We start from the raw sequence: 15,461 nt of genomic DNA, 5'->3' as shown, positions 1-15,461 counted from the left end.
CCGATCTCACGAAAGACGCTGCCCGGCAATTTGACTGCCTGGCGGTCGAACTGTCCTTCCACAACGCGAGTTTCTCGCGCGATGCCAAGACTGGCGAACAGAGTTGATTCCTCTCGAGACCTAGGTAGCGAAGCACATGACCCTCAAAGAATCGCGCATTGCAGATCCGGTGACCGACAAGAAGTTCCGCGGGCTGCAGTGGCGAATGTTGCTTGCAACCATGTTCTGCTACGCCTTCTTCTATACCGGCCGGCAAACGTTCGGGTTCGCGATACCCGGAATCGAAGCCGAGTTGGGCCTGAGCAAAGAAGTGCTGGGGGCTATCAGCGGACTCCTGCTGTGGACGTACGCGATCGGGCAGATTATCAACGGAAACATAGTCGACAAGATCGGCGGCCGGAGGGTGATGACCGCCGGAACAGTCTTGTCTACCGCCTTGAACTGGGTGACCAGCTTCGCGATCGGCCCGTTGAGTCTGGGGGCGGCATGGGCGGCCAACGGCTATGCACAGGCGATGGGGTGGACGGCAGGCGGGCGAGTCATCTCGAACTGGTGGGCGCCGAGCGAGCGGGGGCGCAGTTTCGGCTTCTACACATTCGCGGGCGGGGTGGCATCGGTGGTGGCCTACCTGACATCCACCATCGTCGTGGACACCCTTCATCTGGACTGGGAATGGATCTTCCGCGTTCCCGTGCTTCTCATGCTCGTCGGTGGGATCGTCTTCTACTTACTGTCCCGCGAATCTCCGGACAGCGCGAAAATCGTTCCGCCCAAGCACTTCACCAAGGAACTGACGGTCGAGCACGAGGCGATCACGAACACCGACACCAGCGACGAGGACACCACCGAAGAGGATGCACGCCTCGGGGAGTCATCGCTGTCCCGGTACGCCCATGTGCTGTCGAACCCCAGAATCTGGTCGACGGGATTCGCGATCGGATTCTTGAACGCCGCCCGCTACGGCCTCCTGACCTGGGTGCCCGTGTACTTTCTCTCGACAGATTCACCCCACGGCGACGGCGGTATCAGCCCGGTGTGGACCTCCGTCGCGCTGCCGATCGGCATGGCGGTGGGAGCCCTGGTCAACGGAGAAATATCGGACCGGCTCTTCGGCTCGCGCCGCGATCTGCCGATCATCTTGTTCACCGTCATCGGGGCCATGGCGTCGATAACGATGTATGCCGCTCCCCTCGGTATCACCACGGGGATGATCGTGCTCTTCCTCACCGGGTTCTTCGTCTACGGCCCGCAATCGTCGTTCTGGGCACTCACCGTCGACATTTCCGGCACCAAGGTTGCCGGTACCGCGATCGGCGTAGTGAACTTCTTCGCCTACCTGTTTGCCGGTGCGGCCTCACCGATAACCGGGTACATCATGGACGTGACCGGAAAGACCAGTTACATCTTCCCCATCGTCGCTGCATGCTGCCTCGTGAGCGCGCTGGCAACCCTGACGATCCGTCACCGGCCCCCGAGTCGAGAGCTCGCAGCCTGAGCGGGCGGGGCTGAATTGACCGATTCGAGCGCGCGGCCGGTGGTGCGCGGCCCGAGTAGCCCGATGTCCAGAGCCATCGCGATCAAGGCCCCCGCGACCACCGCGAACAGAGTCCCCGCGCCTGCGTGATCGAGCAGTGGCACCAGAATGAACGGCATCGCAGCGCTGGAGAGCCGGGACAGCGAGTAGGTACCGCTGGCGGCCGTTCCGCGCAACCCCGTGGGAAAGATCTCAGCCAGGTAAATGTGAGACGCGTTGGAAAACAGATTCGACACCGCGGTGTAGAGGAACCCGAACAACAAGATCACCCAGGTCGCGTCCGCGAAGCCGAATGCCAGCCCGAAGACTGCCATCACAATCCCCGAACCCATCACCAGGAACTTGCGCTCGATCCGCTCGACGATGGGGATCGACAATGCCGACCCCACCGGGTAGCCGATGAAGGTGACCGCGCTGAACAGCAGAGAGTCCACGACCGGAAATCCCTTCGCCACCAACACCAGAGGTACGAGAGTGCCGAACCCGTAATAGCCCCAGGTCTGCAGCATTTGGAAAACCGACATCATCACTGTCCGCCTGAGATAGGGCGCCACGAAGAGGTTCCGCAACGCCCCGGTCCCCGAATCAGCGACGATCCGCCTGTCGTCCGGATGCGACAGCACATTTCCCTCTGCGATGGCTTGCGACTCGAAGCGGCGCACGATGGCGTCGGCCTCGGCGGTGCGCCCGGTCGCCTCGAGCCAGCGAGGTGACTCCGGAAGAACCGTCCTCAGCGCTAACACGATCACCGCGCCGAGTGCTCCGATCACGAACATCCACCGCCACCCCGCAAGGCCGAAGGGCGCCAGGGGCACCAGCCAGTGGGCAAGGAATCCCGATGCGGGCACGCCGAAGAACGACAGCGTGTAGGCCCACGCCGTATAGCGTCCCCGGCTCTGGGCCGGCAACAGATCACCGAGGTATGTATCCGACACCGGGGGCTCGGCACCGATCCCGATGCCGGCCATGAACCGGGTAACCACCAGCATCGCCGGCCCGACGCTGAACGCAGCGAGCAGGGAAAACGCGGAGTAGATGCCGAGGCTCAGCAGGAACGCTCGGCGACGCCCGAGCACGTCGGCCAGGCGCCCGATGCACAGCGCACCGATGAACATTCCCAGAAAGGCTGACGACAGCAGGAGCGGCAACCGCGAAGCACTCAGATGAAAGTCCTCACGCAGCACACTTCCGAGCACCCCGGCCAAGAAGATCTCGTAGATATCGAAAAACAGGCCGAGCCCGATCGCCACCGTCAGCCACCGATGGTGCCGGGTGATCGGCAGACGATCCATCCGAGCGGCGATCGTCGGGACTCCCCGAAAAGAACCCTGGAGGTCAGCCATCAGTAATCGCTCTTCCGCAGTGCCCCCAGCTACATCTCACCCAATGAGAAAGTTATCTTGCCATACGAAACAAATACTAGGACGGGTTCGGATCTCCGGCAAGGCAACGGTCCGATCTTCAGCACGATGCGGCTTCGGCGTTACCCTTACCGCATGGCCGATCGGGACAGGGACAATGCGGGCAGACCCCTCAACGCGCGCCCGCGGGACGAACTCGGTCGCCCCCTGCCGCACGACGCCGAGGGAGTTCCGCGAATCCCCGACGACCTGCGGCTTCAACCTGACGAGGCGATCACCGAGGCCCAGCGACTCCTCGACCATGGACAGCCGTTCCATGCCCACGAAGTCCTCGAAGGTACGTGGAAGATAGCGCCCGAAGACGAACGGGAACTGTGGCAGGGTCTCGCGCAGCTCGCGGTTGGACTCACCCATCTGATGCGCGGCAACAGGACTGGCGCACGCTCCCTGTTGCGCCAAGGACACGACCGGATCCGACACTACGAAGTGTCGGCGCCACACGGCCTCGACATCGCAGGACTCCTGACATGGTCGGAACACCTCACCGACGAAATCGACCGCATCGACCCTCTACCGGCGACGCCGATACCTCGGTTGAGAATCCCGTGATGTTCGTACTCCCCATGTTCCCGCTGGGATTGGCCATGCTGCCCGGTCAGCCACTTCCCCTCCACGTGTTCGAGCATCGCTACCAACAACTCGTCCGCGACTGCCTCGATGCTCCCGGCGACCCCCTGTTCGGGGTCGTTCTCATCGCGCGCGGCACCGAGATCGGCGGCGGTGACGTCCGCCACGACGTCGGCACCCTGGCCCGGATCGAGTCCCATGTCGCGATCGGTGACGGGCGATACGAACTGTTCTGCCGCACCCGAGAACGTATCAAGGTCTCGAAGTGGTTGCCGGACAACCCCTATCCGATCGCCGAGGTCGACCTGTGGCCGGACGAGAACTCCGGCATCCATACCACGGATGCCGAATATCGTTCTCTCATAGACAGAGTCGAGTTCTTGTACGACCTACTCGGCAGACTCGCAGCCGAAACCGGCAATATCGCCCCCGACATCCCTGATATCCAGGATTTGCAGGGCGATCTGGGCGCGAAACTGTTCGAGATCGCCACGTACATTCCGATGGGCGACGCCGACCGCCACGGCATTCTCGCTGCTGCCGGGGGAGGCGAACGACTAGCGGAAGTCTCCGAGGTAACCGAGAATGCCATCGAAATGGTCCGGTTCCGGCTGATGTGACATAACCCTCTCGCCAGTTGGTCGAGAGCGGCCAGTGAACGGTGTACTGTTGTGGGCGCAGCGCGGGGTGGAGCAGCTCGGTAGCTCGCTGGGCTCATAACCCAGAGGTCGCAGGTTCAAATCCTGTCCCCGCTACTACAGCGACTCCGGAGAAGTTGGTTTCTCCGGAGTCGCTTTTTGGTTCAGCGGCCCATTCGCGCAAGTCACACCGAGATCCTTCGAAGAGCTGGCGGGCCGGCAGTTCGGTCTGAAAGTCTGGTCGAGTGAACACCGTCGACGCAGTGGTCATCGGCGCGGGACCCAACGGCCTCGTCGCAGCGGCCGTCCTGGCCGATGCCGGGTGGGACGTCGCGGTGGTCGAGGCACAACCCGCACCGGGTGGCGCGGTTCGAAGTGCAGAACTCGTCCCCGGGTACGTCTCGGACCTGTTCAGCGCGTTCTATCCGCTGTCCACGGTGTCGCCCGCCCTCCGGAGTCTCGACCTCGAGTCGCACGGACTGCGCTGGACCCGTGCGCCCATCACACTCGGTCATGCCCGTTCCGCCGCCGACGAGAACGCACCTGTGATCCGGTCGGAACCCGCTGACACGGCCGCAGATCTCGAACGCGGCCACACGGGCGACGGTGGTGCGTGGCAAGCACTCGTCGAGCAGTGGCACGACATCAAGGAACCTCTGCTTCGCACTCTCTTCAGCCCGTTTCCGCCGGTCCGCGGTCCGAGTCGCCTGCTCCGGCGACTCGGCGCCGCGGACACACTACGGCTTACCAGGTTCCTGCTCCTTCCCGCCCGTCGTATGGCTCACGAGTTGTTTCGCGGCGACGCCGCTCGACTTCTGTTGCTGGGCAACGCGATGCACGCCGATATCCCCTCGGATGCGCCGGGCAGCGGCTTCATGGGATACCTGCTCACAATGCTCGCTCAGGACGGCGGGTATCCGGTACCGGCCGGCGGAGCGGGAGAGCTGTCGGCCGCGATGGTACGCAGGGCCGAATACTCCGGTGCTCAGTTCCACTACGACGACGCCGTCACGGAGATCGAGGTGCGGTCGGGTCGGGCGGTGGGCGTCAGGACCGCCTCGGGCGACCGATACAGAGCACGTCGCGCCGTGATCGCCGATGTCTCGGCACCCGCCCTGTACGGGTCTCTACTTCCGGAGGACGTCGTTCCTGCCCGCGTGCGAGCCGACATCGAGCACTTCGAGTGGGACACCCCCGTCGTCAAGGTCAATTACGCTCTTTCCCAAAAGATCCCGTGGCGCTCACCCAGCCTGAGAGACGCGGGTACCGTCCATCTGGGTGCCGACGCCGACGGTCTCGTGCACTGGATGGCCGACCTCACCACCGGCGTCATCCCTGCCGCACCCTTCCTGCTCTTCGGTCAGATGACCACCGCCGACCCGTCGCGATCACCGAAAGGCACCGAAAGCGCTTGGGCATACACGCATCTACCACGCGGTGTTGCCGATGACGTATCCGCCGATCTGCTGGCGAGCCGGGTGGACGAGGTCCTCGAGGCGCACGCACCGGGTTTCGGAGATCGGATTGTCGGACGGGTGATCCAGCGTCCCTCGGACCTCGAAGCAGCAAACGTGAACTTGGTGTCGGGCGCGGTGGGCGGTGGCACAGCGCAGCTTCATCAGCAACTGATCTTCCGTCCCGGACCGGGCACCTCGCGGTCGGAAACCCCGATCGCCGGTCTCTACCTGGGCAGTGCCTCGGCCCATCCGGGTGGCGGGGTCCACGGAGTATCGGGACTGAACGCCGCTCGTGCCGCGCTCGGCGAGCACGGACCGCGCGGATGGCTGCGGCGGCGCACCTCGAGCGCTGTTACCAATCTGCTGTCGAACGGGCCAATCCCCTAGATCTGCCATTGCGGGTGCGTCAGACCGTGCAATGATCGGATTCGTTCGAATTCGGTCCACGGAGGGGCGGCATGCAACATCGAGAATCATCCTTCACCGGCGTCGGGGGAGTCCCGATCGTCTACGACGTATGGCTCCCCGAGGGACCGCCGCGGGGCGTGCTGGTGCTGTGCCACGGCCTCGGTGAGCATGCCCGGCGCTACGACCATGTGGTCAAGCGACTCGGAGAACTCGATCTTGCGATCTATGCGCCCGATCACCGCGGCCACGGACGGTCGGGCGGCAAGCGCGTGTTACTGAAGGACTGGTCCGATTTCACCGACGATCTGCACCAGCTGTTCGGCATCGTGGCGAAGGACTGGCCCGGGGCCGACCGGTTCCTGCTCGGGCACAGTATGGGCGGTGCAATCGCACTGACCTACGCACTCGATCATCAGCAAGATCTACAGGCCCTGATGCTGTCCGGACCGGCGGTCGACGTAACGACCGGGAAGTCACCCATTGTGATCGAAATCGGCAAAGTGGTGGGCCGATTCCTGCCCGGAGTGCCCGTGGAATCACTCGATGCGAAGCTGGTCTCCCGCGACCCAGCCGTGGTGGCAGCTTACGAAGAGGATCCTCTCGTTCACCACGGGAAGATCCCCGCCGGTATCGCTCGGGGAATGATCCTCGCTGCCGAGCAGCTACCGAAGCGCCTCCCGTCGCTGAAGCTGCCACTACTACTCCAGCACGGCCGAGAAGACGGACTCGTGAGCGTTCACGGCACCGAAATGATCGCCGAGTACGCCGGGTCCGAGGATCTCACCGTCGATATCTACGAGAACCTGTATCACGAGGTGTTCAACGAACCTGAGAACGAGAAGGTGCTCGACGATCTAGTGGAGTGGCTGCGCCCCCGCGTGCAGGGCTGACCGATAATTCGCTTGCGCAGCGATTCCACGCGCACCTACCTTCGTCTCTGTGACCGCCACCCCCACCGACACAGCCCCATCTTCCACCCTTACCTGGACTCCCCGCCTCTGGGGAGTCCTGGCTGTGTTGTGCGTGGTGCTGTTCCTCGACGGTCTCGACGTGTCGATGGTCGGCGTCGCTCTACCCTCCATCGGGTCCGAGCTTGGGCTGTCGACCACATCTCTGCAGTGGATCGTCAATGGATACGTTCTCGGATTCGGTGGCTTGTTGCTGTTGGGTGGGCGCACAGCCGACCTCCTCGGCCGCCGACGGGTGTTTCTCGTCGCCCTGGCCGTATTCGCTATCGCGTCTCTGATCGGCGGACTCGTCGACAACGGCATGTTGCTGATCGCAAGCCGTTTCGTGAAGGGACTCGCCGCCGCATTCACCGCGCCGACCGCGATGTCGATCCTCACCACCACATTCAAGGAGGGGCCTTCCCGCAACCGGGCTCTGTCGATCTTCGCCGTCTTCGGAGCCAGCGGATACTCCTCCGGGCTGATGCTCGGTGGACTGCTGACCAGCGCGGGTTGGCGCTGGACGTTTCTCATGCCGGTGCCCTTTGCGGCCCTGACGCTGATCGCGGCCATCTTTCTGATCCCCCACGACCGTCCGGCAGATTCCGGCGGACACGACGTCCTGGGAGCCGCCACACTGGTGTCGGGGATGCTGCTCGCGGTGTATGCCGTCGTCTCGGCGCCGGAACGCGGTTGGACCGAGCCCCTCACCCTCGGCTCCTTCGCCCTTGCCGGCGTCCTGCTCACACTGTTCTTCCTCGTCGAGAACCGTGTGGCCCACCCGTTGGTTCGCCTGGGGCTTCTCCGGATCGGATCGATCGTGCGGGCGAACCTCGCCATAATGGCCCTGTTCGGCTCCTACCTCAGTTTCCAGTTCATGATGACCATCTTCCTGCAGTCGGTGCTCGGCTGGTCGCCACTGAAGATGGCGCTCGGACTGCTCCCCGCCGGCGTCATCGTGGTACTCGGATCGCCGTTCGCCGGACGCCTGATCGACGCCTTCGGCACCGCACGAATGACCATCGCGGCCCTGACCTCCTTCAGCATCGGCTACGTGTGGTTCCTCTTCTCCGGCAGCGATGATCCCCGGTACGCGGTCGCGATCCTCCCGAGCGTGATCCTGCTGGGCATCGGCTTTGCGTTCGGATTCACCTCGATCATGGCGCAAGCCACAGCAGGTGTCGCAGACTCCGAACAAGGATTGGCGTCGGGACTTGTGCAGACTTCCGGGCAAGTGGGCGCGGCACTCGTGCTGGCCCTGACCACTGCATTGGTCGCCATCGACGCCGACTCGGCCGGTGGTGCCGACGGCGCCGGATTCCATCAGTTCTACCCCGGTCTCGTGCTCGTAACCGGGGTGGCAATACTGGGACTGATGATCACGGTCGCACCGTTGCTCGGCAGGACTACCAGCAGGCTTTGAAGCTACGAAGCATTCTCCGTGCCCCGCGGCTCGGTACCCCAACCGAAGCTCCGTATACGCGCAATGATCTCGGCCGCCACCTGACCGGGTGATCCGCCCACGTCCACGACGATGGCGTTTTCGTCGGGCTCGATCGGCTCGAGGGTCGCGAGCTGCGTGTCCAACAACGAGGCGGGCATGAAGTGGTCGAGCCTGGCGGTCAGCCGCTCGCCGATCTTCTCCGGTGATCCGGTGAGATGCACGAACACGACGTGAGGACCTCGCAGGACATCACGGTAGCTACGTTTGAGCGCCGAGCAGGTTATGATCCCGGGCAGTCCGTTGTCGGTGTGCTCCCGAATCCACGCTGCGACAAGCTCGAGCCAGGGTCGGCGGTCATCGTCTGTCAGGGGAATTCCCGAATCCATCTTCGCGACGTTCTCCGGGGGGTGCAGGGTGTCACCCTCCTGCAAGTCCCAGCCCATAGCGCCGGCGATGATTCCCGCAACGGTTGATTTGCCGCACCCGGACACCCCCATCAGTACCAGAACCGGATCCGGTGTCTCTGGCATACACCCTTCGAGTTCGCCTGCAATCACACGTATTTCACCAACCCTTCTCGAATTTCCCAACCCCTCATTCTCAACCTCCTCAGATGAACACACTGAGCGCAAGTACGCCCGCCAGTCCGGAAACGGAGATGATGCATTCCATCACCGTCCACGTCTTCAGGTTCTGCACCACCGAGACTCCGAGATACTCCTTCACCAACCAGAATCCGGCGTCGTTGACGTGTGACAGGAACAGAGACCCGGCGCCGATCGCCAACACCATCAACGAAACGTGTGTCGCCGGCAACTCGGCCGCAACCGGCGCCAGGATGCCGGACGCCGTGACAGTCGCTACGGTGGCCGATCCGGTAGCGACGCGGATCAGGACGGCAACCAGCCACGCGAGGAACAGGACCGGCATGGCACTGCCATTGATGAATTGGGCGATCACATCGGCGATACCGGTGTCGATCAGGACCTGCTTGAATCCGCCCCCCGCACCGACGATGAGCAGAATTCCGGCGATCGGCGGAAGCCCGCTCTCGAGCGAGGAAGCAATTGCCCTCCGATCCATACCGCCGCCGCGTCCGAGGAGTGCGATTCCGGCGAGCACCGCAAGCCCGAGCGCTACGACCGGTGTGCCCAGGAAATCAAGGAGAGTCTTGGCTGTCGCTTCCGAATCGGGGGCGACGACATCGGCGAGGGCCTTCCCCAGCATCAGGACGACCGGCAGCAGAATCGCACAGATCGTGGCCGCAAACCCGGGCCGGGGGCGCTGGGCCGCAGCCTCTGCACCCTCCCGATCCTCTGCGGTGACATACAACTCGGGGACGGGAACATCGGCCCAGCGCGCAGCCAACTTGCCGAACAGCGGGCCGGAGACGATCACGGTGGGGATGGCAACGAGGACCCCCAGCGCGAGGGTGAGTCCGAGGTTGGCATCGAGGGCTGCAACTGCGATCAGCGGACCGGGGTGGGGTGGAACCAGGCCGTGCATGGCAGACAGTCCCGCCAGCGTCGGGATCGCGATGACCATCAGCGGCTGCCCCGATCGCCTCGAGACGAGAATGATGACGGGCATCAGCAGCACGAGACCGATCTCGAAGAACATCGGCAAGCCGATCACCGCACCGACCAGCGCCATCGTCCATGGCAGGGTGCGAGGCCCCGAGTGTCCGACGAGCGTGTCGACGACTCGGTCGGCGCCACCCGAATCCGCCAGGAGCTTGCCGAACATGGCACCGAATCCGATGAGGATTCCGACACTCCCCATGGTCGCCCCGAAGCCTTCGACGAACGCCATCACCGAGTCCTCGGAGCCCAGGCCTGCGGCAATACCGACGCCGACCGCGCCGATGGACAGCGCGAGGAACGGGTGCAGCTTCAGCCAGGTGATCATCGCGATGATGACGGCGACCCCGACCACCGCGGCGATGATCAGCCTCGCATCCTCACCGGCACCATCGGGCGCGGCGAGTAGTGAGACGGTACCCATGTGCTGTTTGCTCCAGAAGAATCGGTCGTGAAATGACCCCGACGAGTGACTACGGTCACCCTGCCGTATAAAACATATTTTTTCAATGGGTATCTCAATTAAGTACTATGTAGATAGTGACTCGCCGGTAGGTGTGTGTTTAGCAGGCACCCGTGGGAACATCGGCTGATGAGCAATTCAGAGGGTGTCGAGTACCGCCAATTGCACGAAACGGTGCTCGACCGCTTGGGTAGCGACATCGTGGCCGGAGTCGTCTCGACCGGCACCCGGATTTCCGCGGACGATGTCGTCAACCAGTTCTCTGTCTCCCGCACCGTCGTGCGCGAGGTGGTGAGAGTTCTCGAATCGCTCGGGCTCCTGGCGGTGCGACGTCGTGTGGGCATCACAGTCCTTGGAGAGGAGCACTGGAACTCTCTGGACCCGAATGTGATTCGGTGGAAGCTAGCCGGACCACAGCGGTTCGACCAACTGGCGAAACTCAGTGAATTGCGTTACGGGATAGAACCGCTCGCTGCGCGGCTCGCCGCGCAGCGAGCCACACCCGAGCAGTGTGGCGCGCTCACGGCGGCTGTCATCGGACTGGCTTCCACCGCCCGCGCCGCAGACAGTGCCGCATACCTCGCCCATGATTCCGACTTCCACCGCACGCTCCTGACCGCGTCCGGAAACCCGCTGTTGGGGGCGATGGCGCAGATCGTGGTCGAAGTACTCGAAGGAAGAACCCGCCACTCGCTCATGCCGTACGTAGCCGAGGAGCAGGTCGTCCACCTACACGGCGTGGTGGCCTCGTCGGTCCAGGCCGGAGACGCGGAAGCTGCCGAGAATGCCATGCGAGCAATCGTTTCGGAATCGGCTATGGCAGTCTCGCAGATGAAGGACAAGATCTAGCGCATGGCTTCTAGCTCCACACCCTTGGTCTCTCTCACCCATCGCATCACGAACACCAACGACAACACCGCACACAGGGCGTAGAAGCCGTAGGAGAGTCCGAGCGAGAAGTCCATCATCGACGGGAACGTCACAGTGATCAGCCAATTCGCTGCCCACAGAACGCCGACCGCCAGAGACAGCGCCACCGCGCGGATGCGGTTGGGGAACACCTCGCCGAGCAGCACCCACACTGCCGGTCCCCACGACAAGCCGAAGGCTGCCACGAAGAGATTGGATGCGACCAACGCGATCGGCCCCTGCAGTCCGGTCAGCTGTGGCAATGTGACGCCGTCCACCACCACGGAGGGGGCCGTCCCGAAAATGACCGCCATCGTCGTGAGCGACGCGGCCATGCCCGCCGAACCGATGATGAGCAGCGGTCGACGGCCCACCCTGTCGATGAAGGCGATCGCAATCGCAGTGGCACCCAAGCTGACTGCCGAGGTGATGACCGTGATCTGCAATGAACTGCTCTCGTCGAAACCGACGGACTCCCACAGTGTGCTCGAGTAGTAAAAGATCACGTTGATACCGACGAACTGCTGAAAAACCGACAGACCGATGCCGATCCACATGACCGGCAAGAACCCGAGGGCCGAACCTTTCAGGTCGCGAAGCGACTGCCGCTTTTGCTGGGCCAGCGAGGAGCGGATCCGGTCGATCTCTTGGTCCACACCCTTCTCACCGACATGGTCCACGAGAAATCGGCGCGCCTCATCCGTCTTACCCTTCGCGATCAGGTAACGCGGCGACTCGGGAATAGTCAACGACAACGGCCCGTACACCAACGCGGGAACGCACATGGCCAGAAACATCCACCGCCACGCTTCGAGTCCGAACCACAAATCTTGTTCGGACCCGTCGGCGAGCGCCGCGAGGACGTAATCGACCAAGAATGCCAACAGTATGCCGGTGGAGATCGCAACCTGCTGTAGCGATCCGAGCCTGCCCCGCAGCCGGGCGGGCGCGATCTCGGCGATGTAGGCCGGTGCTACCACCGAGGCCAAACCCACACTGATACCGCCGACGATACGGAACACCACGAGGATCTCCACGCTCGTGGCGAATCCCGAACCGACGCCACTGAGCAGGAACATCACCGCCGCGAACCGCATAGCGGTCAGGCGCCCGTACCGGTCGGCGATGCGCCCGGCGAGCAGGGCGCCCACCGCAGCGCCGAGCAGCGCCGACGCCACCACGAATCCCAGCACCCCGGCATCAACGTGAAACCGGTCCTCGATCGCCGACACCGCGCCGTTGATCACCGCGGTGCCGTACCCGAACAGCAACCCGCCAAGCGAGGCGATCAGCGCAAACCGGACCGGACCCGAAGTCTCCTCTCGTATATCACCGGGCAACTCCGCATCGGGCGACGGGATGTGTGCAGTCATTCGAGCCTCTCGGGAATCCGATGGTGGGGTGGCCCGCACTACCGAGTGAGTACTGCTGCTTCCCTGGTCAGGCCGGTGATCCGGTCCCAGTCGTTCAACTTCACGGACTCTGGCGGCGTGAGCCAGGATCCACCCACACACCCCACGTTGGGCAGCGCCAAGTAGTCGCCGACATTGGACGCCGAGACACCACCGGTGGGACAGAATCGTGCCGCGGGTATCGGCGAGTGGATCGCTCGGAGGAATTCGGCACCGCCCGATGCCTCCGCCGGGAAGAACTTCAGTTCCGTGTAGCCGCGCTCGAGAAGAGACAGAACCTCGGAGACCGTTGCCGCCCCGGGAAGGTGAGGAAGGCCGGTATCGCCCATCGCCTTCAGCAGCGATTCGGTGCTGCCCGGCGACACCAGGAACTGCGCCCCGGCCCGCGCTGCGAGGGCAGCCTGCCCCTGTTCCACGATCGTGCCCGCACCCACGTAGATCTCGGGTACCTCGCTCGCGATCGCCTCGATGGCGTCGAGGGCACAGGATGTGCGCAGGGTCAGTTCGATCATGGGTATCCCGCCATCCACCAGCGCGCGAGCGATCGGCACCGCATCGCTTGTGTCTTCAACGACGACAACAGGGATGACCGGGACACGGTCGAGGAGGGAACGGGTGTTCGTCACTGACTGCTCCTTCACACGAGTTGCGGATGGAAGGCGCTTGCGCCCCGTGTCGCCGGACCGACCACCGCACGCATACCGGCGAACAACTCACGTCCGGTTCCTACCCATTCGTCGGCGCCCAGCGTACGCCCGGTAACGGCACGGGCAGCTAGTGCTTTCACGTCGATGTGGACGTTCACGGATCCGGACTCGGCGTCGACGGTGATGAGGTCACCATCGCGTACCCGAGCAAGCGGTCCGTCCACCGCCGCTTCCGGGGTGAGGTGAATGGCCGCGGGAACCTTGCCGGAGGCACCGGACATCCTGCCGTCGGTGACCAACGCGACTCGGCGGCCTTGATCCTGAAGAACACCGAGTGCCGGTGTGAGCTTGTGTAATTCGGGCATTCCGTTCGCTCGCGGCCCCTGATACCGCAGCACCGCGACGAAGTCACAGTCCAGTGCGCCCGACTCGAATGCCTCGAGAAAGTCGGACTGGTCGTCGAAAACCCTGGCGGGGGCGCTCATGACGCGATGGTCCGGATGGACGGCCGATGTCTTCATCACACACGTGCCCAGATTTCCGGTGAGCATCTTGAGCCCACCGCTCACATCGAAGGGATCTTCGGGACCGCGCAGCACACTGGTGTCGAGGCTGATTCGCGTTCCGGGCTGCCACTCGACGCCCTCGTCGGATAACTTGGCCTCTTCGGTGTAGCGCTGAAGTCCAGGCCCGACGACCGTCTTGACGTCCTCGTGCAACAGTCCCGCGTCGAGCATCGACGACACCACATACCCGAGACCACCGGCAGCGTGGAAATGGTTCACGTCCGCCGACCCGTTCGGATAGATGCGGGCGAGCAGTGGAACCACTGCGGACAATTCGTCCATGTCTGCCCAGGTCAGAGTGATTCCAGCGGCGCGCGCGATCGCCACGAGGTGGAGGGTGTGGTTGGTCGACCCGCCTGTGGCGAGTAGCGCGACGCAAGCGTTCACCACCGCGCGTTCGTCCACGACCTCACCGATCGGCGTGTACTCGTCCCCCAGTGCGGTCAGTCCGGTGACCCGCCTGCCCGCCTCCCGAGTGAGGGCGTCACGCAGCGGTGTACCCGGGTTCACGAAACTCGAACCAGGCAGGTGCAGGCCCATCACCTCCATCAGAAGTTGGTTGGAGTTGGCGGTGCCAAAGAACGTGCAGGTCCCGGCCCCGTGATACGACGACGCCTCGGCGTCCAGCAACTCCGCACGGTCAGCCTTGCCCTCGGCGAAAAGCTGCCGCACCCGGGACTTCTCGCCGTTGGACAGACCGGAAGTCATCGGTCCCGCCGGAACGAAGATCGTCGGAAGGTGACCGAAACCCAATGCGCCGATGAGCATTCCCGGCACGATCTTGTCGCAGACACCGAGCATGAGCGCCCCGTCGAACATGTCGTGAGACAACCCGATAGCAGTCGCCATGGCGATCACATCACGGCTGAACAGCGACAGTTGCATACCGTCACGGCCCTGGGTGACACCGTCACACATTGCTGGCACGCCGCCGGCGAACTGGGCGATACCGCCCGCCTCCACGACCGCCGCCTTCAGGCGCTTCGGGAATGCCTCGAACGGCTGGTGGGCCGACAGCATGTCGTTGTACGACGAGACGATGGCGATATTGGGCTTGACCATCTCGCGCAGGGCCGCCTTGTCCACCTTTCCCGAGGCGGCGAACCCGTGTGCCAGATTCGCGCAAGCCAGGCGCCCGCGAGCGGGCCCTCGTTCGCCAGCTTCCCGTATGCGGGCCAGATAGGCCGTGCGCTCGGCCTTGCTGCGTTCGACAATGCGTTCGGTGACGGCGGCGAGCACTGGGTGCACATCGGTACGACTGTCAGTGTGGGTCATGCGGTGGTTCCTTCGTGTCAGGCGCATCCGTCGCGCTTGATCAGGGTGACCGCGTCGGTTGCCCAGTGGCGCCAACCACCGGCGAAGACCGAGGCGCGGACCATCGCAGACGAGGGTAGGTCAGCTTTCGTCTTCGATCAAGACAGCCTTATGCTTTTTTGTGAACAAAGATGCCCGGGTTAGCGTTGTCAGA

Annotated in this window: 13 protein-coding genes and 1 tRNA gene; 8 read left to right on the top strand and 6 right to left on the bottom strand. The window is 63.7% G+C overall.

All coding sequences use genetic code 11. The features are described from left to right. The first annotated feature begins 136 nt into the window (after positions 1–136). Entirely contained in the window at positions 137–1,495 is a 1,359-nt protein-coding gene (locus BFN03_RS00270; RefSeq protein WP_070377322.1) for an MFS transporter, read from the top strand. On the opposite strand, the gene BFN03_RS00265 is transcribed toward BFN03_RS00270, so the two are convergent. Beyond that, a complete protein-coding gene (locus BFN03_RS00265) occupies positions 1,462–2,877 on the bottom strand; it encodes an MFS transporter (protein ID WP_070377321.1) in 1,416 nt (471 codons plus the stop codon). The two genes, BFN03_RS00270 and BFN03_RS00265, sit on opposite strands and share 34 nt — an antisense overlap. A gap of 153 nt (positions 2,878–3,030) precedes the next feature. Between BFN03_RS00265 and BFN03_RS00260 the strand changes: the two genes are divergently transcribed. From BFN03_RS00260 to BFN03_RS00235, 6 genes are all read left to right on the top strand, one after another. Then, positions 3,031–3,504, top strand: coding sequence for a DUF309 domain-containing protein (locus BFN03_RS00260; protein WP_070377320.1), 474 nt, complete (start codon positions 3,031–3,033; stop codon positions 3,502–3,504). Next, a complete protein-coding gene (locus tag BFN03_RS00255) occupies positions 3,504–4,142 on the top strand; it encodes an LON peptidase substrate-binding domain-containing protein (RefSeq protein ID WP_070377319.1) in 639 nt (212 codons plus the stop codon). Before BFN03_RS00260 ends, BFN03_RS00255 begins: the two co-directional genes overlap by 1 nt. Before the next feature lie 61 nt (positions 4,143–4,203). Further along, positions 4,204–4,277: transfer RNA gene (locus tag BFN03_RS00250), tRNA-Met, on the top strand. 128 nt (positions 4,278–4,405) lie between these two features. Next, the gene (locus BFN03_RS00245) at positions 4,406–6,004 is read left to right on the top strand and encodes a phytoene desaturase family protein (protein ID WP_070377318.1); all 1,599 of its coding nucleotides are present in this window, start codon (positions 4,406–4,408) and stop codon (positions 6,002–6,004) included. Positions 6,005–6,075: 71 nt separating this feature from the next. Next, on the top strand, positions 6,076–6,915 hold the full coding sequence (locus BFN03_RS00240; RefSeq protein ID WP_070377317.1) for an alpha/beta hydrolase: 840 nt from the start codon (positions 6,076–6,078) through the stop codon (positions 6,913–6,915). Positions 6,916–6,964: 49 nt separating this feature from the next. Continuing rightward, positions 6,965–8,395: an MFS transporter gene (locus BFN03_RS00235; protein ID WP_232320381.1), complete on the top strand. Its 1,431-nt coding sequence runs from the start codon at positions 6,965–6,967 to the stop codon at positions 8,393–8,395. A gap of 2 nt (positions 8,396–8,397) precedes the next feature. On the opposite strand, the gene BFN03_RS00230 is transcribed toward BFN03_RS00235, so the two are convergent. Next, the gene (locus BFN03_RS00230) at positions 8,398–8,946 is read right to left on the bottom strand and encodes a gluconokinase (RefSeq protein WP_070380472.1); all 549 of its coding nucleotides are present in this window, start codon (positions 8,944–8,946) and stop codon (positions 8,398–8,400) included. A gap of 79 nt (positions 8,947–9,025) precedes the next feature. Beyond that, a complete protein-coding gene (locus BFN03_RS00225; protein WP_070377315.1) occupies positions 9,026–10,420 on the bottom strand; it encodes a GntP family permease in 1,395 nt (464 codons plus the stop codon). A 168-nt stretch (positions 10,421–10,588) separates the two neighbouring features. On the opposite strand from BFN03_RS00225, the gene BFN03_RS00220 reads away from it, so the two are divergent. Then, positions 10,589–11,308, top strand: coding sequence for a FadR/GntR family transcriptional regulator (locus tag BFN03_RS00220; protein WP_070377314.1), 720 nt, complete (start codon positions 10,589–10,591; stop codon positions 11,306–11,308). Here the strand turns inward: BFN03_RS00220 and BFN03_RS00215 are convergent. From BFN03_RS00215 to edd, 3 genes are read right to left on the bottom strand one after another with little or no spacing between them, the layout of a single operon-like run. Continuing rightward, complete coding sequence (locus BFN03_RS00215) at positions 11,305–12,741, bottom strand: sugar porter family MFS transporter (RefSeq protein ID WP_070377313.1); 1,437 nt, start codon at positions 12,739–12,741, stop codon at positions 11,305–11,307. The two genes, BFN03_RS00220 and BFN03_RS00215, sit on opposite strands and share 4 nt — an antisense overlap. A 38-nt stretch (positions 12,742–12,779) precedes the next feature. Next, positions 12,780–13,406: a bifunctional 4-hydroxy-2-oxoglutarate aldolase/2-dehydro-3-deoxy-phosphogluconate aldolase gene (eda, locus tag BFN03_RS00210; RefSeq protein ID WP_070380471.1), complete on the bottom strand. Its 627-nt coding sequence runs from the start codon at positions 13,404–13,406 to the stop codon at positions 12,780–12,782. An 11-nt stretch (positions 13,407–13,417) separates the two neighbouring features. Beyond that, positions 13,418–15,268 carry a phosphogluconate dehydratase gene (edd, locus tag BFN03_RS00205; protein WP_070377312.1) on the bottom strand — a complete coding sequence of 617 codons (1,851 nt, stop codon included), beginning with the start codon at positions 15,266–15,268 and terminating at the stop codon, positions 13,418–13,420. Positions 15,269–15,461: the final 193 nt, after the last annotated feature.

The organism is Rhodococcus sp. WMMA185, assembly GCF_001767395.1.
Lineage (GTDB): Bacteria > Actinomycetota > Actinomycetes > Mycobacteriales > Mycobacteriaceae > Rhodococcus_F.
Note: the sequence above shows the minus strand (reverse complement) of the source record. Positions and strands in the feature narration are given on the sequence as shown.